Annotated in this window: 27 protein-coding genes; 11 read left to right on the top strand and 16 right to left on the bottom strand. The window is 73.3% G+C overall.

The genetic code is table 11. The features are described from left to right. Window positions 1-33: 33 nt before the first annotated feature. From JOF37_RS08880 to JOF37_RS08815, 14 genes are all read right to left on the bottom strand, one after another. A complete protein-coding gene (locus JOF37_RS08880) occupies window positions 34-450 on the bottom strand; it encodes a flagellar hook assembly protein FlgD (RefSeq protein WP_210006489.1) in 417 nt (138 codons plus the stop codon). Window positions 451-463: 13 nt separating this feature from the next. Then, a complete protein-coding gene (locus tag JOF37_RS15785) occupies window positions 464-2,056 on the bottom strand; it encodes a flagellar hook-length control protein FliK (protein WP_210006488.1) in 1,593 nt (530 codons plus the stop codon). Further along, window positions 2,053-2,487 carry a hypothetical protein gene (locus tag JOF37_RS08870; protein WP_210006487.1) on the bottom strand — a complete coding sequence of 145 codons (435 nt, stop codon included), beginning with the start codon at window positions 2,485-2,487 and terminating at the stop codon, window positions 2,053-2,055. The genes JOF37_RS15785 and JOF37_RS08870 overlap by 4 nt, the downstream gene beginning before the upstream one ends. Continuing rightward, window positions 2,484-3,776 carry a FliI/YscN family ATPase gene (locus JOF37_RS08865; RefSeq protein ID WP_210007737.1) on the bottom strand — a complete coding sequence of 431 codons (1,293 nt, stop codon included), beginning with the start codon at window positions 3,774-3,776 and terminating at the stop codon, window positions 2,484-2,486. The genes JOF37_RS08870 and JOF37_RS08865 overlap by 4 nt, the downstream gene beginning before the upstream one ends. Then, entirely contained in the window at window positions 3,776-4,381 is a 606-nt protein-coding gene (locus tag JOF37_RS08860; protein WP_210006486.1) for a FliH/SctL family protein, read from the bottom strand. The genes JOF37_RS08865 and JOF37_RS08860 overlap by 1 nt, the downstream gene beginning before the upstream one ends. Then, window positions 4,371-5,372: a flagellar motor switch protein FliG gene (gene fliG, locus JOF37_RS08855; RefSeq protein ID WP_210006485.1), complete on the bottom strand. Its 1,002-nt coding sequence runs from the start codon at window positions 5,370-5,372 to the stop codon at window positions 4,371-4,373. The genes JOF37_RS08860 and fliG overlap by 11 nt, the downstream gene beginning before the upstream one ends. Further along, complete coding sequence (gene fliF, locus JOF37_RS08850; RefSeq protein WP_210006484.1) at window positions 5,369-6,991, bottom strand: flagellar basal-body MS-ring/collar protein FliF; 1,623 nt, start codon at window positions 6,989-6,991, stop codon at window positions 5,369-5,371. Before fliF ends, fliG begins: the two co-directional genes overlap by 4 nt. Further along, complete coding sequence (gene fliE / locus JOF37_RS08845; RefSeq protein ID WP_210006483.1) at window positions 6,991-7,299, bottom strand: flagellar hook-basal body complex protein FliE; 309 nt, start codon at window positions 7,297-7,299, stop codon at window positions 6,991-6,993. The genes fliF and fliE overlap by 1 nt, the downstream gene beginning before the upstream one ends. Then, a complete protein-coding gene (locus tag JOF37_RS08840) occupies window positions 7,299-7,691 on the bottom strand; it encodes a flagellar basal body rod protein FlgC (RefSeq protein WP_210006482.1) in 393 nt (130 codons plus the stop codon). Before JOF37_RS08840 ends, fliE begins: the two co-directional genes overlap by 1 nt. Next, window positions 7,688-8,029 (bottom strand): flagellar basal body rod protein FlgB, encoded by a 342-nt coding sequence (locus tag JOF37_RS08835; protein ID WP_210006481.1) that lies wholly within the window; start codon window positions 8,027-8,029, stop codon window positions 7,688-7,690. The genes JOF37_RS08840 and JOF37_RS08835 overlap by 4 nt, the downstream gene beginning before the upstream one ends. 116 nt (window positions 8,030-8,145) lie before the next feature. Continuing rightward, window positions 8,146-8,547 carry a hypothetical protein gene (locus JOF37_RS08830; protein ID WP_210006480.1) on the bottom strand — a complete coding sequence of 134 codons (402 nt, stop codon included), beginning with the start codon at window positions 8,545-8,547 and terminating at the stop codon, window positions 8,146-8,148. Further along, window positions 8,544-8,921 carry a flagellar export chaperone FliS gene (gene fliS, locus JOF37_RS08825; protein ID WP_210006479.1) on the bottom strand — a complete coding sequence of 126 codons (378 nt, stop codon included), beginning with the start codon at window positions 8,919-8,921 and terminating at the stop codon, window positions 8,544-8,546. The genes JOF37_RS08830 and fliS overlap by 4 nt, the downstream gene beginning before the upstream one ends. Then, window positions 8,918-10,300 carry a flagellar filament capping protein FliD gene (gene fliD, locus JOF37_RS08820; protein ID WP_210006478.1) on the bottom strand — a complete coding sequence of 461 codons (1,383 nt, stop codon included), beginning with the start codon at window positions 10,298-10,300 and terminating at the stop codon, window positions 8,918-8,920. The genes fliS and fliD overlap by 4 nt, the downstream gene beginning before the upstream one ends. Window positions 10,301-10,425: 125 nt before the next feature. Continuing rightward, a complete protein-coding gene (locus tag JOF37_RS08815) occupies window positions 10,426-11,226 on the bottom strand; it encodes a sigma-70 family RNA polymerase sigma factor (protein ID WP_210007736.1) in 801 nt (266 codons plus the stop codon). Between the two features lie 260 nt (window positions 11,227-11,486). Between JOF37_RS08815 and flgN the strand changes: the two genes are divergently transcribed. Genes flgN through fliW form a run of 4 tightly spaced genes read left to right on the top strand, consistent with a single transcriptional unit; the run spans window position 11,487 to window position 14,639 of the window. Then, window positions 11,487-11,948 carry a flagellar export chaperone FlgN gene (gene flgN, locus JOF37_RS08810; RefSeq protein ID WP_210006477.1) on the top strand — a complete coding sequence of 154 codons (462 nt, stop codon included), beginning with the start codon at window positions 11,487-11,489 and terminating at the stop codon, window positions 11,946-11,948. A gap of 9 nt (window positions 11,949-11,957) precedes the next feature. Beyond that, window positions 11,958-13,355: a flagellar hook-associated protein FlgK gene (gene flgK / locus JOF37_RS08805; RefSeq protein WP_210006476.1), complete on the top strand. Its 1,398-nt coding sequence runs from the start codon at window positions 11,958-11,960 to the stop codon at window positions 13,353-13,355. Between the two features lie 25 nt (window positions 13,356-13,380). After that, window positions 13,381-14,250, top strand: coding sequence for a flagellin N-terminal helical domain-containing protein (locus JOF37_RS08800; protein WP_307803455.1), 870 nt, complete (start codon window positions 13,381-13,383; stop codon window positions 14,248-14,250). Next, window positions 14,247-14,639: a flagellar assembly protein FliW gene (gene fliW, locus JOF37_RS08795; protein WP_210006474.1), complete on the top strand. Its 393-nt coding sequence runs from the start codon at window positions 14,247-14,249 to the stop codon at window positions 14,637-14,639. The genes JOF37_RS08800 and fliW overlap by 4 nt, the downstream gene beginning before the upstream one ends. A gap of 21 nt (window positions 14,640-14,660) precedes the next feature. Here the strand turns inward: fliW and JOF37_RS08790 are convergent, their stop codons facing one another. After that, window positions 14,661-15,728 (bottom strand): sugar-transfer associated ATP-grasp domain-containing protein, encoded by a 1,068-nt coding sequence (locus tag JOF37_RS08790; RefSeq protein ID WP_210006473.1) that lies wholly within the window; start codon window positions 15,726-15,728, stop codon window positions 14,661-14,663. 100 nt (window positions 15,729-15,828) lie between these two features. Continuing rightward, complete coding sequence (locus JOF37_RS08785; RefSeq protein WP_245338131.1) at window positions 15,829-16,674, bottom strand: flagellin N-terminal helical domain-containing protein; 846 nt, start codon at window positions 16,672-16,674, stop codon at window positions 15,829-15,831. A 73-nt stretch (window positions 16,675-16,747) separates the two neighbouring features. Between JOF37_RS08785 and JOF37_RS08780 the strand changes: the two genes are divergently transcribed. From JOF37_RS08780 to JOF37_RS08750, 7 genes are read left to right on the top strand one after another with little or no spacing between them, the layout of a single operon-like run. Next, window positions 16,748-17,608, top strand: coding sequence for a metal ABC transporter ATP-binding protein (locus JOF37_RS08780; RefSeq protein WP_210006472.1), 861 nt, complete (start codon window positions 16,748-16,750; stop codon window positions 17,606-17,608). Further along, window positions 17,605-18,486 (top strand): metal ABC transporter permease, encoded by an 882-nt coding sequence (locus JOF37_RS08775; protein ID WP_210006471.1) that lies wholly within the window; start codon window positions 17,605-17,607, stop codon window positions 18,484-18,486. Before JOF37_RS08780 ends, JOF37_RS08775 begins: the two co-directional genes overlap by 4 nt. Before the next feature lie 10 nt (window positions 18,487-18,496). Next, on the top strand, window positions 18,497-18,913 hold the full coding sequence (locus JOF37_RS08770) for a Fur family transcriptional regulator (protein WP_210006470.1): 417 nt from the start codon (window positions 18,497-18,499) through the stop codon (window positions 18,911-18,913). Then, window positions 18,894-19,910 (top strand): permease, encoded by a 1,017-nt coding sequence (locus JOF37_RS08765; protein ID WP_210006469.1) that lies wholly within the window; start codon window positions 18,894-18,896, stop codon window positions 19,908-19,910. Before JOF37_RS08770 ends, JOF37_RS08765 begins: the two co-directional genes overlap by 20 nt. Window positions 19,911-19,920: 10 nt before the next feature. Further along, window positions 19,921-20,721, top strand: a complete 801-nt coding sequence (locus tag JOF37_RS08760) for a TIGR03943 family putative permease subunit (protein WP_210006468.1) — start codon at window positions 19,921-19,923, stop codon at window positions 20,719-20,721. Next, window positions 20,711-22,141 carry a hypothetical protein gene (locus tag JOF37_RS08755; protein ID WP_210006467.1) on the top strand — a complete coding sequence of 477 codons (1,431 nt, stop codon included), beginning with the start codon at window positions 20,711-20,713 and terminating at the stop codon, window positions 22,139-22,141. The genes JOF37_RS08760 and JOF37_RS08755 overlap by 11 nt, the downstream gene beginning before the upstream one ends. Beyond that, entirely contained in the window at window positions 22,117-22,857 is a 741-nt protein-coding gene (locus tag JOF37_RS08750) for a DNA-3-methyladenine glycosylase (protein WP_372445436.1), read from the top strand. Before JOF37_RS08755 ends, JOF37_RS08750 begins: the two co-directional genes overlap by 25 nt. Window positions 22,858-22,958 lie beyond the last annotated feature (101 nt).

Below are 22,958 nucleotides of genomic sequence, written 5' to 3'. Positions count from 1 at the left end.
TTCGGTCGAGGGTGGAAGAGCGGGAAGAAGTGGTCAGGAGGTGGCCGAGATGCCCGAGACGACGTCGAGCGGGACGGCGGTGCCGCCGATGGTCACGAGCGGCACGCCCTTCTCGAACGAGACCTGGGTCACCCGGCCGGTCTGGGTCTTGCCGTCGGCGTCGACGTACGACGCCTGCTGGCCGACGAGCGCGGCGGCGGTCTGGCGCATCGTGAGCGCGAAGTGCTCGGACGACGTCGAGGTCAGCGCGGTGAGCTGCTCCATCATGGCCAGCTGCGTCGTCTGGGCCATCATCTCGTTGGTGTCGAGCGGTGAGCTCGGGTCCTGGTTCTTCATCTGCGCGACGAGCAGCTGGAGGAACACCTCGGCGTCGAGGGTCTGCTTCGGTGCGGGCGGCGCGGCGGGCGCGGTCGCCGTGCTGACGTCGCCGACGGGCGGGATCGTGGTCATGGGCGTCTCCGGATCAGGCGTAGAGGTCGATGCGGCCCGGGCCGAGTGGCACGGGGACGAGGGGGATGCCGCCGAGCGGCGACGGCTCGGTCGTGTCGGGGTCTCGCGGCGCGGCGCCGTCGGGCTGCGGCGACCGGCCCGGCGAACGGTCGTCGCCGGTCTGCGCCATGCCGCCGGGGGCTGAGCCGCCCGAGCCCGCACTTCCGCCGAACATGGATGCCTGCTGGGCTGGCGCCTGCGAGGCGGTCTGCCCGCGCGGGTCGGCGTCGCCCGCGGCGAGGGTCACGGACGAGAACGGCGCCAGCACCGCGAGCTCGCGTCGCAGGTCGCCGAGCACGGCGCGGAGGGCGTCGTGACCGGCGGTCGTCGCGGAGGCGAGCTCGATCGTGATCGACGAGCCGGAGATGTGCGCCGTGACCGTGACGGGCCCGAGGCTCTCGGGTGAGACCCGCAGCACCATCGTGTGCCGACCCGCGTCGGAGCCGGCGAGCGAGAGGATCGGCGCGGTGAGCTGCGGCGTCAGCGGCGCGGGCGGTACGGAGGGGCGGCTCGGGCCTGCGGCGGACGGAGCCGCGGCCGCGAGCGTGGGCGGCGGCGGGGAAGCGACGGCGGGCGTCGCGATAGGCGCGGTCGCGGACGGTGGGGTTGTGGCTGCGTCGTCGGGGGGTGCCGCAGCGAGGGCCGGCTCGGGAGCCCGGGCGGCGGTGGGGGCCGATCCCGCGAGCGCGATCCGCCCGCCGGAAGCCTCGGCTCCGCCGAGCGCCCGGCTTGCGTCCGATGTCGGTGCCGATGTCGGTGTCGGCGCCGATGTCGGGGCCGACGCCGCAGCCGCGGGTTCGGAGAGCTCACCGGATACCGTGACAGAACCCTTCGCGGCAGCGCCGGACGTCGGGGCAGTGCCGGACGCCGCCGAGGCCGTCGCCGCGGACGTCGCGGAGCCAGAGCCGGATGCCGCGGCTGTCGCGGGCGCCGGTGAGCTCGAAGTCCCGGGGGCGGTGCCGGGCGCGGCGTCCAGCGGAACCGGCAGCGTGCCGGCACCGCTCGCCGATGTCGGCGCCGCGGCGGGCGCGGTCGCCGCCGCCCGCGCGAGGACGTCGAGCGCAGCGGCATCCGCGTCCGTCGCACCTCCCGCGTCCGCGGCAGCATCCGTCGTCGCGCCCGGCGCCGTGCTCGCGCCCGAAGCCGGAGGGTTCGCGAGGACCGTCTCACCCGCCGCCGATGTCGCGGCGACCGCCACGAACGTCCCCGCCGGAGCGGTTCCGGGTCGAAGCGCGGCCACGGCAACGGCTGCTGCACCCGACTCCGCCTCTCCGGTCGCGGTCGAGCCCCGCACGCCGGGCGGCACCGCCGCGCTCGCGACACCCGCATCCGTCGCGCCCGCATCCGTCGCGCCCGCATCCGTCGCACCCGCGGCATCCGCTCCGCCGACGGCATCCGCGCGCGGGGCTTCGGTCTCGGCGGCGCCCGACGCGGCCGCGAAGGCGGCGGCGAAAGCGCTCGTCGCGGCGGCGGCGGCGTCGGTCGCCGAGGGGCCGTTCTCGGTCGAGCCGGGCACGCGCGGTCGCGGGGCGGCGGCGGGCGACGTCGGCAGCAGGAAGGCGGTCACGAGTGCTCCTCTGCCGTGCGCGGCGGCGCGGGCCGCAGGGCGATCTCGTCGAGCGCGGCCTGGTCGCGGGCCTCGGCACGCGCGTCCTCTCGCTCGGCGTGGCGTTCGGCGAGCCGCTCGAGCCCGTGCTCGGCGCGACGGGCGGCGGCGTGGCGCGCACGAGCCGCGTCGAGGTCGGCGCGCTGGGTCCGCTGCAGCGCGGCGAGGTCGCTCAACTGGCTGCGCGCGGCGACACGCCCTGCGGCGACCGCAGCAAGGGTGCGGACGTCGCCGGGCGTATCGGCCGACGCCGTGAGGGCCGTGCGCACCTGACGTTCACGCGCCTCGGTGCGCTGCTGCTCGAGGGCGGCGCGCGAGAGGTGCGCGGCGGCGGCGCGTTCCTGGATGCCGCGGATGCGCAGCAGCCCGGCGAGGGGGAAGCGGCGGCTCACGAGATGTCTCCGAACGCGGCGACGAGGTCGTGCAGGCGGCGCCAGGACTCCTCGGCGGGGGTCCGCTCGTCGAGGTCCTGCCGCAGGAAACCCGCGATGGCGGACTCGGTCGACACGGCGGCGTCGACGCGCCGGTTCGCGCCGGGCTGGTAGGCGCCGATGGCGATGAGGTCGCGTGCCTCGTCGCGGGCGGCGAGCACCGTCCGCAGCGCGGTGGCGAGCCGGCGCTGCTCGGCGGTGGCGACCTTGCCGGCCAGGCGCGACACCGAGCCGAGCACGTCGATCGCGGGATGGTGGCCGGTCACGGCGAGGGATCGATCGAGCACGAGGTGCCCGTCGAGGATCGAGCGGACGGTGTCGGCGACCGGTTCGTTGTGATCGTCGCCCTCGACGAGCACCGTGTAGATGCCGGTGATCGACCCGCGCCGGTCGGTGCCGGCCCGCTCGAGCAGGCGCGCGAGCACGGGGAAGGTCGAGGGCGGGTATCCGCGCGTGGCGGGCGGCTCACCGGCGGCGAGCCCGATCTCCCGCTGCGCCATCGCGACGCGGGTGAGCGAGTCCATCATGAGCACGACGTCATCGCCGTCGTCGCGGAACGCTTCGGCGATGCGGGTCGCTGTCGACGCGGCGCGCAGTCGCGCCATGGCGGGCTGGTCCGAGGTCGAGACGACGACCACGGAACGGGCGAGGCCCTCGGGTCCGAGGTCGTCCTCGAGGAACTCCCGCACCTCGCGGCCGCGCTCGCCGACGAGCGCGATGACGTTGGCGGCGGCGGACGATCCGCGGGCGATCATCGACAGCAGCGACGATTTGCCGACCCCCGACCCGGCGAACAGGCCCATCCGCTGGCCGCGGCCGAGGGGGGTGAGCGTGTCGATCGCGCGGACACCGGTCACGAGCGGCTCGGTGATGCGCTCGCGGCCCATCGCCGACGGGGGTTCGTGGTCGAGCGGCACCGCCGCCGCGCGAACGGGACCGCGGCCGTCGATGGGACGGCCGAGACCGTCGAGGACGCGTCCGAGCAGTGCGCGGCCGGTGGGGACGCGCAATCGACCCGAGGCGGAGGCGACGGGGTCGCCGACGCGCAGGCCGTCGGTCCGGCCGAGCGGCATGCAGCGCAGCGTCGCGCCCTCGGCGGCGACGACCTCGGCCGGAACACCGTCGCCAAGGGTCAGCAGGTCGCCGACGGCGGCGTCGACGCCGCGGACGTCGACGCCGAGCCCGACGACCCGCGACACGGTGCCGGTGTGCACGGGGCGCGCGGCCTCGAGCACCGCCGACCAGCCCATCACCGCGTGCCCTCGTTCAGCGCCGCGCGGGCGCGCGTGAACGCCGCCTCGATGCGCAGGTCGATCGCGCCGTCGGTCACGCGCACGACGGCGTCGCCGGGGCGGAGGTCGGGGTCGAGCGTCACCCGGATGCCGGCGGGCGCGGCACCGAGCCGCTCGAGGGTCTCGGCATCGGCGGGATTGAGGTGCGCGACCGGTTCGTCGCCCGCGGCCGCGGCCTGCTCGATGCGGGCGGCGACGGTCAGGGCCGAGCGCACAGAGTCCGACAGCTCGCTCGCGACGACGGCCTCGGCGAGCTCGACCGCGAGCGCGTGCAGACGGGCCTCGGCCGGCGCGACGAGTGCATCCGCGTGTGCGGTCACGTCGCGAGCGGCGGCCTCGAGCGCGGCCAGGGCGGTGGCGACGCGCGCGCGGTCGGCGGCATCGACCTCGCGCGCGCGCTCGTCGCGCGCGTCGGCCGCGCTTGCCGCATCGGCCGCCGCCAGCCGCATCCCCTCGGCGTAGCCGGCCGCGTGACCGCGGAGCCGGGCGCGCTCGCGCTCCTGATCGAGCGGAGGGCCCGACAGCCGCGGGATCTCGAGGCGCGTGAAGGAGTCAGACGACATACTCCTCCTCGACGCGCTGCACGCGGATGTCGCCGACGGCCTCGAGCTCGCGGATCGTGCGGACGATCGCGGCGCGCGCCTCTTCGACCTGCGAGACCCGGACGGTGCCGAGCAGGCGCGCCTCTTCTTGCAGCGCCTCGCGGTTGCGCTCGGTCATGTTGCGCAGGATCACATCGGCGACGGGGCCGGACGAGCCCTTCAGCGCCAGCGCGAGCACGCGCACGTCGATGCCGCGGAGCACGCGCTGCGCGTCGCGGTCGTCGAGGACGACGATGTCGGCGAACGTGAACATGCGCGAGCGGATGTCTTCGGCCAGCGCGCTGTCGCGCGCCTCGATGCTCGCCAGCAGCGCCTTCTCGACGGTCGCATCGGAGCGGTTGATGATGTCGACGAGGGGCTGCACGCCGCCGAGCGTGTCGCGGGCGTCGCGCGTGGTCATCGCGCCGGCGCGCGCCCGCAGCGTCGTGGCGACGACGGCCACGGCATCCTGCGTCGCCGTCCCCATCGTCGCGATCGCCTGGGCGACGTCGGTGCGGGCCGGATCGGCGATCTCGGCGAGGACGGCCGCGGCGCGGTCGACCGGAAGGTGCGCGATGACGAGCGCGATGGTCTGCGGCAGCTCGCCGTCGAGGATGCTCGCGACCTGCGCGGGCTCGACCGTCGTGAGGAACTCGAACGACGAGCTCGTCATCGACGAGGCGACCTTCGTCAGCACGCCGGCGGCGCGCTCCGCGCCGAGCGATGCCTCGAGCAGGCCCGTCGCGAGGTCGCGACCGCCGCGCACGGGCGGCAGATGGCCGCGCACGACCCGCTGGAAGTCGGTCAGCGCGTCGCGCGTCGTCTCGAGGTCGAGATCGCGCAGCCGGATGATCTCCGCCGCGATGGCCTCGGCCTCGTCGTCCGAGAGGTGCTTGAGCACCTCGACCGCCTGTGCGCGGTCGAGGTTCATGATGACGACGGCTGCCGTCTGGGTGCCGGTCAGCTCGCTCATGCGTCGGCCGAGTCCCGGACCAGGCGGCGCAGCAGATCGGCGGTGCGCGCGGGATCGCGGCGCGCGAAGTCGCCGATCTCGGCCCGGCGGCGGTCGAGGGCGACCTGCACCGGCTCGGGGTCGGGCTCGGGGTCGAGCTCGACCGCGGGCAGCGGCACGGTGGGTGCCTCGTCGAGCAGCGGCGTCGCGAGTCCGCGCGTGAGGGCGTCGAAGCGGTCGATCGGCTCGTCGACGGCCGTCAGGGTCATCATCGGCTCGTCGTCGGCGGCGGCACGGCGCCGGCGCATCACGACGACGCCCGCGATCGTCGCGGCGACGAGTCCCAGCACGACGGCCGCGGCCACGATCGAGGTCTGCAGGGTCTCGGCGGCGCGCTCGGCCTCCTCGGCCTCGCGGGCGGCGTCGAGTGCGGCCTGCGCGGCCGCCGCGCCCTGGTCGTCGAAGGCGACGAGCTCGACGGTCACGCGGTCGCCCCGGGCCGGGTCGATGCCCGCCGCCGAGGTCACGAGCGCCTCGAGCTGCTCGACGTCGACGACATCCGTCCCGTCGGCGTTGACGGCGACGGCGACCGTCTGCCGCGCGACGGCGCCGGCGGGCGTCGACACGCTCTCGACGGTCTTGTTGACGACGTTCGAACGGTTGGTCTGCGTCGACTCGTACGTGCCCGCCCCGCCGGTGCCGGCGGCGGGCAGCTCGGTGCCGAGCACTCCGGGCTGAGCGCCCGTTCCGGTGTAGGTCTCGCTGCTGGTCTCCTCGGTCGCGGGCAGGGCGCCGTCGACGGGGGTGTAGATCTCGTCGACCCGCTCGCTCGTGGCCTGCTGCATCTCGGCCGCGACCGAGACGGTCGCGTTGCCGGCGCCGAGCACCGTGTCGAGCATCTGCTGCACGCTCGCCGTCATGCGGGTCTCGTACGCGCCCGCCTGCTGGTCGGTGCCGCGGGCACCGGCGCCGCCGATCGCCGACAGGGTGCGACCGGCCGCGTCGACGACGGCGACGTTCTCGGGCTTCATCCCGCTGACGGCGGCCGAGGTGAGGTGCACGATCGCCTCGACCTGCTCGGCGCTCAGGTCGGCGCCCGGGGCGGTCTCGACGAACACGGATGCCGTCGGCTCGATCCGCTGCGAGACGAAAACGCTCTCTTCGGGCAGGGCCAGCTGCACCGACGCGGTCGAGATGTTCTCGAGCGCGCCGATCGTGCGGGCGAGCTCGCCCTCGATGGCGCGCTTGTAGGTCACCGACTGCTGGAACTCGGAGCTGGTGACGCCCATCGTGTCGAACAGCGAGTAGCCCGCGGACTCGGGGCTCGGCAGCCCCGACGCCGCTGCGGCGAGGCGCTGCTCGTAGACGGCGCGCTCGGGCACGAGCACGGTCGAGCCGCCGTCAGTGAGCTGGTACTCGACCGAGGCCGAGCGCAGCTGCTCGACGACCGCGCTGGCGTCGGAGGCCGACAGGCCCGAGAACAGCGGGGTGAGCGTCGGTCGCGACATCCAGCTCGCCAGGGCGAAGACGCCCATGGCGAGCACGGCGACGCCGATGATCGCGATCGTGCGCTGCGCGACAGTGAACCCCGCGACCGTGGTGCGCAGTCGGGTCCACAGCGAGGTGACGGCCGCGGGCATCAGGCCTGCATCCGCATGATCTCGTTGAACGCGTCGATGCCCTTGTTGCGGACGGCTGCCACGAGCTCGAGGGTCACCGAGGCGCGCGATGACGCGATCATCGCGGCGTGGATGTCGTCGAGGTCGCCCGTGACGGCCGAGACGGCGAGCCCGTTCGAGGTCGACTGCAGCGCCCGCAGCTCGTCGACGGCGCCGGTGAGGCTCGCGCCGAATCCAGCGGCGTCACCGTCCGTGGTCGATCGCGGCGCGGCGGTGGGGAGGGCCGAGCCGATCGCGCCGAGCGCGTCGACTCCCGACAGGGGCGGCATCAGCGGCGTCCGATCTGCAGGGCGGCCTCATAGGTCGTCTTCGCGCGGTCGACGACGGCGGCGTTGGCCTGGTATCCCCGCTGCGCGAGGATCAGGTGGCTCATCTGCTCGCCGAGGTCGATGTCGGGGTAGCGCACGTAGCCGTCGGCGTCGGCGAGGGGGTTGTTCGGCTCGTGCACGAGGCGCCCCTCGGGGCCCCCCCAGACGGCGCCCGCGACGCGGACGCCGCCCCCGTCGCCCGCGGACTGCACCGCGATGAAGCGCTGCCGGAAGGCGTCGTCGCCGGGCGCGACGGCGGTGTTGACGTTGGCGATGTTGTCGCTGAGGGCGTCGAGCCAGGTGCGGTGCGCGGTCAGACCCGACCCGGCGATGCCGATGGCGTCGAAGGTCATGACGTCCTCATCGCCGTCTGCAGCGAGCTGAAGGTGCCGCCGACCGCCTGCGCGGCGAACTGGTACCGCAGCACGGTCTCGATGTTGGCGAGCGTCTCGGTGTCGAGGTTGACGTTGTTGCCGTTCAATCGCGTGGGCGCGGTCGATGCACGGACCGTGGGCGAGACCGCGCCGTCGCCGCGCTCGACCGAGCGAGCCAGTTCGGCCTCGAAGCTCACGACCTGGGCCCGGTAGCCCGAGGTGTTGACGTTCGCGATGTTGTCGGCGATGGCGCGTTGCCGCTGCGAGAGGCCCGTGAGGGCGCTCGTGAGCGCGGTGGTGGTCACTGATTCGAGCACGCAGGCGTCTTCCGTCTGATGACGAGGCCGATCCGTGGCCGGGGGATGAGCGATCCATGCTCAGGATCACCTATCGGCCGGCTCTGCCGCTGCGTTAGGCGCAGACGGGCGGGCGCTCAGCCGTTCCGATCGAGGTACACCGCGGTCTCGACGGCGTCGGCCGGGATCCGCGCGAGCGCGTCGAGGTGCGATCGGACGGTCGTCATGTCGGTGCGCAAACGGGCGGTGCGGTCGGACTGCGCCGCGAGCACGGCCCGGGCGCGGTCGGCGAGCGACTCGGGCAGCGGGCCGAGATCGAGCGGCGGCAGCCACGGCTCGACCGGTTCGGCCTCGACCACGGCATCTGACGCGGCGGCATCCGTCTCGAACAGGTCGAGCATGTCGCGCCAGGCGCGCTCCCGCGGGCGGGCCGTCGAGCCCGCGAGCGGGGTGATCTCGTCCGCGCCCAGGAGCGACGGTCCGCCGTCGTTCATCCCGCCGCCGTTCATGCCGCCGTCGCCCATCCCGCCGTCGTTCATCCGGCCGTCGCCTCGGCCGCGCCGTGCCAGGCGTCGCGCAGGGGCGCGATCAGGTCGCGGCACTCGCGGGTGCGTTCCGGATCGCGGCCGATGTTCGCCCCCACGAGGGTGCGAGCGAGATAGTCGTAGACGGCGCGCAGCGACGCCGACCCGGCCCAGTCATCGGTGAGCGAGCCGGAGAGCTCGGCGACGATCTGCTGCGCATGCTGCAGCTCGCTGTTGGCGCGCTGCCAGTCGCCCGCGCGCTGGGCGGCCTCGCCCCGCTCGACGTCGAGCAGCAGTCGGTCGTACAGCAGGGTGACCAGCCGTGCCGGGCTGGCAGACAGGATCGTCTCTTCGCGATAGCGCTGCTGCGCGCGCAGGGCCGCGTTCACTTGTTGGACCCCGATCCCGACAGGCCCGACAGCTGCGACTCGAGGTAGGACGACTGCGACTGCAGCCGCGAGAGCATCGTCTCCATCGAGGCGTAGGTGCGCTCGAGCGTCGCCCGGCGCTGCTCGAGGCGCAGGTCCCACCGGCTGAGCTGCTCGCCCAGCATCCTGACCTCGCTCTCCTGACCCGTGATGCGTGACGTCAGCAGGCCGTCGTACTTGTCGGAGTAGCGCTCGGCGACATCCTGCACTCGCTCGGCGACGCCCGCGAACATCCGCTGCACCGCCACGGGATCCGCCGCGAGGGCGGCCGTGAACGCTTTCTCGTCGAGCGTGACGACGCCTCGCCGGTCGACCGAGATGCCGGCCGTCGCGGGCGAGACGCCGTCGATGGGCAGCTGGACGGCGGCGGTCATCGCCTGGTTCAGGCTGCGCACGGTGCTGTCGCCGGTGAACACTCCGAGGCGGGTCTGCTCGCCCGGGGCGCTCGCGGCGGTCGCGGTCGAGCCCCGCGCGATGCCGGCCAGCAAGGTGCCGACCGCCCCGACGAAAGCCTTCGCGGCGGCCGTGCTCTTGGTCGTGTCGGCAGCGACCGAGAGCGTCGCGGGCGTGGTCGTGGCGCGCGAGACGGTGACCTCGACGCCCGCGAACAGCTGGGTGAAGGTGTTGCTCGCCGAGGTGACGGTCTGCTCGGCCGCGGTGCCGGCCCACAGGCGCACCTGCGCGTCGGCGCCCGCCGTGACGGTGGCCCCGCCGGGCTCGGTCGCGAGATCCGACGCGGTGCCCGCAGCGACGGCCGCCGCGTCGCCGCGGAAGACCTGGAACGCCGCCGCCGCACCGGTCTCGGTCGCGGTGACCTGCAGCCGCCACTGGGCCCGGCCCTCGGCATCGACTCCGGCCGACACGGCCGAGGCGGTGACGCCGGCGCCCGCGGCGGTGAGAGCCTGCGCGATGTCGGCCGCCTTCCCCGACGCCGGCCGCACCTCGACGGGCTCACCGCCGGGCCGGACGACCGTGAACACGAGCGGATCGTCGGTGGCGGCGGTGAAGCTGCCCGTCACGATGCTGTGCGCGGTCGCGATCCGGTCGACGATGACGTCGGTCTGCAGCACGGGCGCACCGTCGGTCGCGCGGATGCGCACGGCCTCGTCCGAGCTGGTCGCCGTCCGCTGCAGGAGCGCCGTCGGGCCGGCGGCATCCTTCGCGGTCGTGGCCAGCGCCTGCAGCGAGGTGTTGAGCGACTGCAGCTGCGCGATGACGGCTTTGCGGTCGTCGGACTTCGCGCTCAGCAGAGTGCGCGGGATGCGCTCGACGTTCATGAGGGCGTCGATGATCTTCTGGGTGTCCAGCTCGGAGGCCAGACCGCCGATCGAGATCGCCATGTGCCGTCCTGTCGTCGTCGTGCGGCGGATGCGCCCGCCGTCGGCAGGGTCTATCGGCACGCCGTCGGCCCGCGTTAGGCCGGGGACGGGTTCGCGACGTCAGAGCGCGACGTCAGAGCGGGACGTCACAGCGGGACGGATGCCGCCGGCGTCATCCCTCGTCCGGCGCGCGGCAGCATCGCGGTGATGCGGGTGAAGTACGCCTCGCGGGTCTCGACCGACACGCGCGAGATGGGCTCGACCTGCTCCTCGGCGGCGAAGCGCTCGAGCGCATCGCGCAGCAGACGGATCGCCTCGGCGCGCTGCTGCGACACGGCGGAGTGCGAGACCCCGAGCTCGGCGGCGATCTCTTTGACGGGGCGCTCGTCGATGTAGACGGCTTGCACGATGGCGCGCATGCGCGGGGGGAGGGCGGCGACCGCGCGCTCGAGGACGTCGCGCCGCTCGCGCAGCACCGCGGCCTCGTCGGGCAGGGTCATGGCGCTCGGCACCTCGAGCACCGACGCGTCGTCGAGGCTCGTGACGGTGCGAGCTGCGTCGTCGAGGGCTTCGACGACCGCCGTGCGGGGCAGGCCCATCGTCTCGGCGATCTCGTCGGCGGTGGCGCTGCGGCCGAGGCGGGCCGTGAGAGTGTCGCGGATCGCCGTGGTCTCTTTGATGCGCTTGCGGATGCCGCGCGAGGCCCAGTCCATCGAGCGCATCTCGTCGGCGAAGGCACCGAGGATGCGGCGGCGCGCGTAGGCGCCGAAGGGAACCCCGAGCGCAGGATCGAAGGCGTCGGCGGCGGTGACCAGCGCGAGGGCGCCGACCGACGCGAGCTCCTCCAGCGGCACGTGCGTCGCCCGCGAATGCAGGTCGCGCGCCAGGTAGCCCACCAGGGGAAGGTTCTCTTCGATGAGTCGATTGCGTTCCGCGTGGCCGAGGATGTGCAAAGTAAGCCTCTTTCGTGGCGTGCGCTCACCCCTGCGGCCCGAATTCGCAGGAGCCGTCACGCCGGCTGATTGCCATCATAAGCAAGATGAGAGGAATCTCATGCAAAATTCAGGGCGCGCATAACCGCACTGTCGTTCCTGCCGATAGACGAGGAAGATCGCTTCGGAACAGTTCGTCGATGAGCGAGCCGTTCTACGCGGTCCATGGGGGCTGCTCGAGGAGGGGGAACACCTTGGGAGCAAACGAGCTGTCCATGCAGTTGTGGCGCGAGCGCGAGCTGCTGGAGCTGCTGATCTTCAAGCTCGAGGAGCAGCGACTGCTGCTCGAGTCGGGGAACACGCGGTGGATCCACCTCGCGTCGCGCGAGATCGAGCGCGTGCTCGAACAGCTGCGCGAGTCGGGTCTGGGGCGCGACGTGGAGGTCGCCGCGGTGGCGCGCGAGTGGGGCATGCCCGATGCCACGACGCTCGCGCAGCTGCTCGAGGCCGCGCCCACGGGAACCTGGCGCGAGGTGTTCGCGGAGCACCGGATCGCCCTGACCGAGCGCATGGCCGAGGTGGCGCAGCTGAAGGACGCGAACGAGACCCATCTGCGCGCCGCGAGCCGGGCGGTCGACGAGACCCTGGCCGGACTCGAGGCGAGCACGGGGGAGTACACGACCGGCGGCGGACGGGTGCGCGAGGACACCGCGCGCATCGTCGACCGGGAGATCTGAGAGGACCGCATGTCGACATTCAGTGGGGTGGGGACCGCCGCGAGCGCCCTGGCTGCGGCGCGCCGCGGCATGGACCTGGCGGGGCAGAACGTCGCCAACCAGCTGACGCCCGGCTACACCCGGCAGCGCCTCGAGACCTCGGCCATCGGCGGCGTCGCGACGCCGGGCCGCGCGAGCGTGGGGCAGGGCGTCTCGGTCGACGGCATCGCCCGGCTCGGCGACGCGGTGCTCGATGCCCGCGTGCGCGACACCCTGGCGGCATCCGGCTACTGGTCGACGCGGGCCTCGGCGACCGCAGCCGCGGAGGCCGCCCTCGCGGAGCCGACGAAGAACGGCATCGCCGATCAGCTCTCGCAGCTGTGGACCGCCTGGCAGGATCTCTCGAACGCTCCCGACTCCACGGCCGCCGCGGCCGCCGTCCTGACGCGGGGCGAGACCATCGCCGCGCGCATCGGCGACGGCTACCGCGCCGTGGCCCAGCAGTGGGCATCGACCCGCTCGAGCGCCGACCGGGTCGTCGACCAGATCAACGCCGCTGCCACCGAGATCGCCGAGCTCAACGGCACGATCCGGCAGGGCACGGCATCCGGAACCCCCGTCAACGAGCTCGTCGACCGCCGCAACCTGCTGGCCCAGACGGTCTCGCGCCTCGCCGGCGCTGTCGGCACGGTGGAGGCGGACGGCACCATGACCCTGCGCGTCGACGGCAACGCGCTCGTCTCGGGCTCGCAGGCGCGAGCCCTCGAGGTCACCGGTCCGAGCGCGATCGGGACCGACGAACCCGTCACGGTCGCCTGGCGGCCCGCGGGCGGCCCGCCCGTCGGCGTCGCGAGCGGAGAGCTCGCCGGTGCTCTTTCGCTGCTGGCTCCCGCGGATGCCGGCGGTCCCCTCGCGGGACTCGCCGAGTCGTACAACGCGCTCGCGGCCTCGCTCGCCGACACCGTCAACGCGCAGCACCGCGCCGGGGCGACCGCGGCGGGCGCGGCCGGGGGCGATTTCTTCGCCCGTGCGGCGGGCGTGCCGGCGGCACTGGGGCTGAGCGTCGTCCCGACGAGCCGCGACGAGCTCGCGATCGGAGCGCCGGGCGCCGGGGCCCTCGACGGCAGCAACGCCGACGCACTGTCGGGCATCGGCAAGCGCTCCGACGGCCCCGATGCGCTGTGGCGCGACGTCGTCTCGCGCCTGGCCGTCGCCACGGCGGCCGAGGCCGGCCGGGCCGCACGAGCCGAGACCACCGCCGTCGCCGCCGTGGCGGCGCAGCAGTCGGTGGCCGGCGTCGACAACGACGAAGAGACGATGAGCCTGCTGACGTATCAGACGGCGTATCAGGCCGCCGCCCGCGTGCTGACCGCCGTCGATGAAGCCCTCGACGTCCTCATCAACCGCACCGGCCTCGTCGGCCGCTGAACCCGGGAGCGCCATGATCACCCGTGTGACCTCGCAGAGCCTCGCGCAGACGGCGATGCGCAACCTCCAGGGCGGCCTGAACGACCTGTCGCGCCTGCAGAACCAGGCCACCTCGCAGCGGGCGTTCCTCGCCCCGTCGGACGACCCCGCCGCCGCTGCGGCGGCGCTCGACCTGCACGCGGCGCAGCGCCGCAACGACCAGTACGCGCGCAACATCGACGATGGCCTGGCGTGGGTGACGACGATCGACAACGCGATCTCGGCGTCGACGGCGCTGCTCGGACGCGCCCGCGACCTCACGACGCGCGGCGCGAACTCGGGCGCCCTCGACGGCGCATCCCGCGAAGCCATCGCCGTCGAGCTCGAGGGCATCGCCGAAGAGCTGCTCGGACAGGCCAACACGACCCTGCTCGGGCGCTCGGTGTTCGCGGGCACGTCGGACGGTCCGGCGTTCGCGCCGGACTTCACCTTCGCCGGTGTCGCCGGCGGCGAGGTGCGCCGACGCGTGTCGGACGGTGAGGCGGTGCGCGTCGACGCGAACGGCGCCGAGGTGTTCGGCTCGGGCGATGACTCGGTCTTCGCGCTCGTCGGGGCGATCGTCGCGGATCTGCGCGCGGGCGTCGACGTCGGCGCGCGTCTGACCGAGATCGACCAGCGGCTCGACGGGATGCTGGGGGTGCAGGGCACGGTGGGGGCGAGGCAGAATCAGATCATGCGAGCGAAAGAGGCGGCCTCCGACGCCACCGTGTCACTCGAGGCGCAGCGCGCGGCCGTCGAGGACGTCGACACCGTCGAGGTGCTCGTCGCCCTCAAGTCGCAGGAGCTCGTCTACCAGTCGGCGCTCGCCGTGACCGCCCGGGTCATGCAGCCGACGCTCATGGACTTCCTCTCGTGAGCGACGCGGCCGCGCCGGCGGCATCCGTCCTGTCGTTCATCGCCCCGCCGCCGGGGCTGGCCCCGCACACCGCGTTCTCGCTCGAGACGATCGACGCGACCGGCGGCCTGCACGCGATGACCGCGGTCGACGACCCCGACACCCGGCTGTACCTCGTCGACCCCGCCGCGGTCGTGTCGGACTACGCGCCGGTGCTCTCCGACGCGCACGTCGACGCGCTCGCGCTGACCGAGCCGGCCGAGGCGCGCGTGTTCGTCGTCGCGCGGATGACCGACGAGGGCATCGGGGTGAATCTCCTGGCCCCCGTGGTCGTCAACCGGCGCACGGGCGTGGCCGCGCAGGTGATCCTCGAGGGGCAGGACCTGCCGGTGCGGGCGCTCCTGGGCTGACCCGCGACGGCCGGCCGCGCGTCAGGCCGCCGCGGTCTCGGCCGCGGGCACGGTGCGCGGCGCCGCATCGGTGGCCGCGATGGCGGCGAGGTAGCGCGGCTTGTGTCCCGTGCGGATCCCCGTCGCGCTCGGCTTGTTCTCGTACACGCCCGCCGCCCAGTTGCCCTCGACGAGCACGGGGCCCGTCGGTGACACGGCGATGTCCCACCCGACGTACCGCACCTGCGGCACGACGCGGGCGAGGCGGTCGACGAACGCGACGACCTCGTCGAGCATCGGCAGGCGGAAGTCGGCGATGCGGATGCCGCTGTCGGGGTGCGCCTCGTAGACGCGGTCGTTCGAGTCGTAGCCGTCGCCGGTCGCGCGGCCGCTCTCGTCGAGCATGGCGTAGAAGCCGCCGAAGGCGTTCTGGTCGCTGACGGCGCCGCGGCCGAACTTCTGCGCCATGGCCAGGACGTGGGTGCGCTCACCGTCGAAGTAGGTCGTGACGCGCGTGGTGTTGACGGTGCCCGCGCACAGCGCGGCGAGGTCGTCGTGCTGACGGATGACCTCTTCGACGAGCGTCTCGCCCCGATCGAGCAGGCCGCGGTGGAAGCGGCTCCAGTCGGTGACCTCGCTCGCGTGGTAGCGGTGGACACCGAGTCCCGCGCGCCCGAGCGGCTCCTTCGTCACGATCGTGCCGTGCCGCTCCGCGAAGCGCCGCAGCTCGGTGGCGTTGCCCGGGGCGACGACCATCCAGTCCCGCTGGAGGTGCTCGTCGAAGGTGCGGTTGAACGCGATCTTGTCGTGGAACAGGTGCCGGTACGCGGGGTCGTCGAACTGCAGCGCGAGCCGGTGCGACACCGGGCTCGTCATGTACGTCGATCGCTCGGCGGACGTGAGCATCGCGAAGTCGTAGTCGACGTAGTCCTGGAATCCCACCCCGCGGAAGCCCGCCTGCCACAGCATGTCGATCACGACCGCCGGCGTGCTCCGCCCGTGACGGGCGGCGGCCTGGCGGGCGCGGCCGACGAGGGCGGCCACGTTGACCCGGCGGGCGCGCTCCCAGAGGAAGGAGAGGCCGGGGGTGAGGGGCTGGGGGGTTGTCATCGAGGTCCTCGTGGTGGTGTTCGGGATCGGATTCCTCAGGGCCGCCCGTGACGGCGATGGGTCTCGCGTCGAGCCGACGCGAGACCCACCGTCGCGAGACTTACCGCAGCAGCTGCAGCACGCCCTGGTTGGCCTGGTTCGCCTGCGCGAGCATGGCGGTGCCCGCCTGCGACAGGATGTTCGCGGCCGTGTACTTGACCATCTCGGCGGCCATGTCGGTGTCGCGGATGCGGCTGTTGGCAGCCGACAGGTTCTCCGCCGACACGTTCAGGCTGTTGATGGCCGACTCGAAGCGGTTCTGCGCCGCACCGAGCTCGGAGCGACCGGCCGACACCGCGGTGATCTGCGTGTTGATCGCGGTGACCGCGGCTGCGGCACCCGTCGCCGAGCTGAAGTCGAGCGTGCCCAGACCGGTGACGACGTCGGCGACGTTCGCCGCGCCGAGGTCGACGGTCAGGCGGTTGTCCGCCGAGCCGTCTGCACCGATCTGGAACGACAGCACGCCGTCGCCGTCAGCACCGGCGGTGCCGTCGAGCAGCTTGATGCCGTTGAAGTTGGTCGACGTGCTGATGCGGGTCAGCTCGGCGGTCAGCTGCGTGGCCTCCGTGGTGATCGCGGTGCGCGAGTCGGCGTTGTTCGAGTCGTTGCCCGCCTGGACGGCCAGGTCGCGCATGCGCTGGAGGATCGAGTGGACCTCCGTCAGGGCGCCTTCCGCGGTCTGGATGACCGAGATGCCGTCCTGAGCGTTGCGCGCGGCCACGTTGAGTCCGTTGACCTGAGACTTCAGGCCTTCCGAGATGGCGAGGCCGGCGGCGTCGTCCGCAGCGCGGTTGATGCGCAGACCGCTCGAGAGCTTCTCGAGCGACTTCGACACGTCGTTCTGCGTGCTGGACAGGTTGCGGTAGGCGTTGAGCGCGCCCACGTTGGTGGCGATCTGCATTCCCATGGTTCATTCCTCCGTGGATTGGGATGAGCGGGAGCCCGTCCTGGGCTCCCGGAGTCCGTCCGTGGACTCCTGGATGCCTCTATCGACCGCTCGGCGCGATCCGTTAGGCGGGTACGCTGACCCGGTGAGCCTGCTCGAGATCCGTGGTGCCGCCCTGCGCCGTTCCGGACGGGAGCTGTGGAGCGGACTCGACCTCGAGGTGGCGCCCGGTGAGCTGATCGCGGTGCTCGGCCCCAGCGGCTCGGGCAAGACGACGCTGCTGCGCGCGATCCTCGGACTCGAGCCGCTGAGCGAGGGGTCGATCACCGCCCTCGGCCGTCCCGTGCGCCGCCGCGGCAACCGGGCGATCGGATACCTGCCGCAGGCGCGTCCGCTGCCGCGCGACACGGCGCTGCGCGCGCGCGACCTCGTCGCCCTCGGCGTCGACGGGCACCGCTTCGGGCTGCCGTTGCCGCGCCGCCGCGACCGCGACCGCATCGACCGGCTCATCTCCGACGTCGGGGCGGCGTCCTTCGCCGACCGGCCCGTGGGGGTGCTGTCCGGCGGCGAGCAGCAGCGGCTGCGCGTCGGTCAGGCGCTCGCCGACGATCCGAAGCTGCTGCTCTGCGACGAACCGCTGACGAGCCTCGACCTGGCGAACCAGCAGGCGGTCGTCGGGCTCATCGACGAGCACCGCCGCACCGGCGCCGCCGTCCTGCTCGTGACCCATGACATCAACCCCGTGCTCGACAAGGTCGACCGCATCCTCTACATCGCGAACGGCCGCTTCACGCTCGGCACGCCCGCAGAGGTGCTGACGTCGCCCGTCCTCACCGATCTGTACGGAGCGCCGGTGTTCGTGCTGCGCGCGGGCGACCGGCTCGTCGTCGTCGGTGCTCCCGACGCCGATGCGTCGCACCACCACCACGATCACGATCACGGAGAGCACGCATGAGCTGGGCGGACGTCTGGGACGCGATGTTCGGCGGACTGCCGGTGTACGGCGACATCCTCGCGCTCGTGCAGAACTCGGTCTGGGCCGGTGCCGTGCTGGGGCTGGTCGGCGGGCTCATCGGCGTCTTCGTGCTGCAGCGCGACATGGCGTTCGCCGTCCACGGCATCAGCGAGCTGTCGTTCGCGGGCGCCGCGGCGGCGCTGCTGATCGGCGTCGACGTCGTCACCGGGTCGATCGTGGGCTCGCTCATCGCCGCGGCGCTCATCGGATGGCTCGGCTCGCGAGCGCGCGACCGCAACTCGATCATCGGCGTGCTCATGCCGTTCGGGTTGGGGCTCGGCATCCTGTTCCTGTCGCTCTACGACGGCCGCAGCGCCAACCGGTTCAGCCTGCTGACCGGGCAGATCGTGTCGGTGCAGTCCGGCCAGCTCGGCTGGCTCATCGCGATCGGGGCATTCGTGCTGATCGCGCTGCTGCTGATCTGGCGGCCGCTGCGGTTCGACTCGCTCGACCCGCAGTCGGCGGCGGCACGCGGCGTGCCGACGGTCGCCGTCTCGCTGGGCTTCATGCTGCTGCTCGGACTCATCGTCGCCGTCGCCGTCCACATCATCGGCGCGCTGCTCGTGATGGCGCTGCTGGTCACGCCCGCCGCCGCGGCGGTGCGGGTCGCCACCGGACCGCTCGCGGTGCCGCTGCTGGCCGCGCTGTTCGGCGTCGTGTCGGCCGTCGGCGGCATCCTGCTGGCCGTCGCCGGCACACTGCCCGTGAGCCCCTACATCACGACGATCTCGTTCGCGATCTACCTGGTCTGCCGCATCGTCGGATCGCGTCGCGGCCGCGTGCTGCGCACCCAGCCGATGCCGAGGACGGCCGAGTAGACTCGCCGCCATGGCCCAGCGGAACACATGGCAGCGCGAGCGCGTGCGCACGGCGCTGTCGGATGCGCGCGGTTTCGTCTCGGCTCAAGACCTGCACGCGTCGCTGCGCGACGACAACACCGGCATCGGGTTGGCCACCGTCTACCGTGCGCTGGCGACGCTCGCCGCCTCGGGTGAGGCCGACCAGCTGCAGAGCCCCGACGGCGAGGCCATCTACCGGGCCTGCTCGAGCGAAGGGCATCACCACCACCTGATCTGCCGTTCGTGCGGCCTCACCGTCGAGATCCAGGCGTCCGACGTCGAGGAGTGGGCGCACCGCACGGCCGCCGCCAACGGGTTCACCCGCGCAGAGCACGTCGTCGACATCTTCGGCCTCTGCGCCGCGTGCTCGGCACTGCGGCGCGACGATGAGCGTGACGGCTCCTAGAACCGCACGGCTCGCACCCTCGCCGGCGACGCGCACCGTCGTCCTGCTGGGGATCGGTGCGGTCGTCATCGCCGCGCTGCTGGGTGTCGCCGTCCTGACTCCCGGGCCCTCGCTGCCGCTGCGCGCGCAGGACGGCGTCACGCTCGGGCTGAGCGTGCTCATCGAGTCTCTGCCCTTCGTGCTGCTGGGCGTCGCGCTCTCGATCGTCGTGCAGGTGTGGGTGCCGCCGAGCGTCATCGAGCGGTGGATGCCGCGGCGCGCATGGGCTCGCCGGGCGGTGCTGTCGCTGCTGGGCATGCTGATCCCGGTGTGCGAGTGCGGCAACCTGCCCTTCGCCCGCGGCTTGATGATCCGCGGATTCTCGGTGCCCGAGACGATGACGTTCCTCATCGCCGCCCCCATCGTGAACCCCATCGTGATCATCACGACGCATCAGGCGTTCGGGTTCGACGACGGCATCCTCGTCGCCCGTCTCGTCGGCGGCTACGTCGTGGCCAACCTCATCGGGTGGCTGTACTCGCGGCATCCCGACCCGGACGCTCTGCTCACCGAGCGCTTCCTCGCGACGTGCGAGCTCGCGGCCGAAGACCCGGGTGGACGGGGGCGGCGCAGCCTGGCGCAGTTCGTCGTCGAGCTGCGGGCGGTCATGCCGGCGCTGGTGCTCGGCTCGGCCATCGCCGGAGCGGTGCAGGTGCTCGTGCCGCGTGACACGCTGCTGGCGATCGGGTCGAACCCGGCGCTGTCGATCCTCGCGATGATCGCGCTGGCGATGATCGTGTCGATCTGCTCGAACGTCGACTCGTTCTTCGCGCTGTCGTTCGCATCGACCTTCACCCCCGGGTCGATCGTGGCGTTCCTGCTGGTCGGGCCGCTCGTCGACGTGAAGATGCTCGCGCTCATGCGCACGACGCTGCGCTCGCGCGTGCTGGTGGGGCTGGTCGTCATCGTCGTGCTGTTCGCCATCGCGCTCGGTGGGGTGGTGAACCTCCTTGCCTAAGTCGTCCGCCATGCTCACGCGCCTGTTCGGCGTGGGGCTGGCCGCCGCCCTCGCGGCAATCACCGTGACCCTCGCGGTGACCGGCCGCATCGGCCTGTACATCAACCCCGACTCCGCCTGGTTCGCCGTGGGGATGTCGGTGCTCGGCCTGATCGGAGCCGTCGTGAGCTTCGCGCTGCCTTTGGGCGCCGAGGCCGATCACGGGCACGACCACGGCGATGCGCATGCTCCCGCGGGCGCGGCGCACGATGCCGCCCATGACGGTGACACCGGACACGGGCACGATCACGCGGACCTCGAGGCGGGAACCCCGTTGCGGTTCCTCGCGACGGCGAGCGGTGGCATCCTCGCGACGGGACTCGTCGCGGTCGCGCTGGTCACCCCGCCCGCCACGCTGTCGGCGGAGCTCGCGATGTCGCGCGACACGGGCGCGCCGCCGCTGTTCCAGGGTGCCGACACGGTCGCACTGGCCACGACGGGCGACACCGCCGCGTTCGGTGTCGGCGAGTGGGCGAGCGTGTTCGCGACGGCCACGAACCCCGAGGCGTTCGAGGGCAACGAGATCACGCTCACCGGCTTCGTCACGCCGTCCGGCGGCGACGGCTTCGGACTCACGCGCCTCGTGATCACGCACTGCGTCATCGACGCGCAGCCCGCGAGCATCCCGATCGGCGGCGCCCTCGAGTCCGTGCCGGCGACCGGCGACTGGGTCACGGTCACGGGCGTCATCCGCGACCGCGACGGAGCGCTCGTCGTCGAGGCCACCGGCGTGCAGACCATCGACGAGCCCGAGGACCCGTATGAGTACTGAGGCCGCGCCGACCGGGTCGCGCCGCGCGCGCTCGCGCCACCGCCGATCCCGCCGGTTCGTGGTCGCGATGGCCGCGGTCATCGGCGCTCTGGCGCTGGTCGGCGGTGCCAGCGGCATCCTCACCACCATCCAGGGACCGCGGGCCACGTCGACGAGCATCGATCCGCAGGCGGCGATCGAGTCGGCGGGGTCGCGCATGATCGTCACGACGACGCAGTCGCTCGTCGAGGTCGATCCCGCGCAGGTGAGCATCGAGCCGGCCGCGGACTTCACGGTCGACACGTCCGGCCGGCAGATCGGCATCCGGTTCACGCTGCCGCTGCGCGACGACACCGAGTACTCGGTCCGGATCGAGGGGCTGCGCGGACTCGGCGGCGGTCCGGCCGGGACGGTCGAGCAGACGTTCACGACGCCGCCGCTCGAGACCTTCCTGCTTCAGCGGGGCGGCGATGAAGACACGATCTTCCGCACGGGTCTCGACGGCGAGGGCGCGGTGCCGGTCTTCACGCACCCGCGGATCGAGGACTTCCGGGCGACCACGACCCACCTCGCGATCGTGTCGACGGGGGAGGACGGGACGTCGACCCTCATCGTCACCGACCGCGACGGCCAGCGGGAGCGGGAGCTGCCGCTGCCCGGGCGCGGCACCGTGACGAATCTGCAGACCGCCGACCGCGGCGACCTCATCGGCTACACCTTCACCGACGCCGACATCGGCGCCGGCGGTGGCCTCGAGAGCGCGCTGTTCACCGCATCACTCGCGGACGCGCGCGCCGACGACGAACCGACGCAGCTGGAGATCCAGGGCGCCGACTCGCGCACCGACGACTGGCGGTTCGTGCCGGGCACCGACGCCGTGCTGCTGCTGACGTTCGACAGCGCGCTGACCCTCGTCTCGACGGCGGGCGGAGCGCCCGTGGCCCTCGGCAACGCGATCACGATCGACGGCATCGCGCGCGGGTCGACCGAGGCGATCGTGCAGCGCGCGGCCGGCCTCGTGGCGATCGACCTGGCGACGGCCGAGGAGCGCACCCTCACGCCCACCGACCCCGCGCTCGGCGAGACGCAGTCGGTCACGGCGCTGCCCGGCACCGCCGACGAGACCCTGCGGGTGCTGTCGCAGGTCGAGGGCTTCACCGTGCTGTCGACGTCGGTCGCGCTGGTCGGCGCCGACGGGTCGGCGCGCGAAGTCTTCTCGGTCGACTCCGATGACCTGCTGCTGCACACCTGCGTGTCGCCGAGCAGCCGGTACGCGGCGTTCCTGGTCGCACCGGATGCCGTCTCGAACCCGTACGACGCGTATCTGCTGCCGCTGCCGGAGCGGCTGCAGACGCACATCGTCGACCTCGGCACCGGCGAGGAGGTTCAGGCCCTCAGCGGCTTCGACATCTCGTGGTGCCAGAGCGCGCCGCGGCCGTGACCTCCGTCCCGGCCGGGTTCCACCCCACGACGCGCGCGGAGCTGGCGTCGCTGCCGGTCGACGTTGCGCCACGCCTGCTCGGCGGTCTGCTGCGGGTGTCGGTCGACGGGATCGCCGTGACGGCGCGGTTGACGGAGGTCGAGGCGTATCACGGCCGCGACACCGGCGACCGGCCGGATCCGGGGTCGCACGCTCGCATGGGTCCGACGGCGCGCAACGCGACGATGTGGGGCGAGCCGGGGCATCTGTACGTGTACCTCAGTCACGGCATCCACTCGTGCGTGAACGTCGTCTGCGGGCCGGCCGGCGTCGCCGGTGGAGTGCTGCTGCGGGCCGCGGAGATCGTCGAGGGGGCGGATGCTGCCCACGCGCGGCGTCCCGCGGCACGGGTGGCGCGCGACCTGGCGCGGGGACCGGGGCGGCTCGGCGACGCGGTCGGGTTGCGGTATCCGGTGCATGACGGCATCGACGCGGTGACGGGCGCCGAGCGGGCCGGTGCGGTGGCGCGCCTGCTGCTGCGCGACGACCCGGAGGTCGCGGTGGCGACGGGGCCGCGCGTCGGGGTTGCGGGTGTGGCCGGAACGGTGGCGTTCCCGTGGCGCTTCTGGATCGCCGGAGACCCGACCGTGTCGGCGTTCCGCTGGGGCCGCGGCGCCGCGGAGGCCGCCGAGGCCGCCGAGGCCGCCGATGGCGCCGCGAGCGCCGGGGCGGAGTGATCCCAGCGCGCGCGTGAAACACCCGAAGGCGGCCGTGGGGTGATCGCGAAGTCCCGCGCAGTCCCGCAGCCCGTGAACGCCGCGCGGGGTGATTGCGTCGC

Source organism: Microbacterium imperiale (assembly GCF_017876655.1).
GTDB lineage: Bacteria > Actinomycetota > Actinomycetes > Actinomycetales > Microbacteriaceae > Microbacterium > Microbacterium imperiale.
The sequence above is the reverse complement of the archived record's forward strand: the minus strand, read 5'-3'. Positions and strand labels throughout refer to the sequence as shown.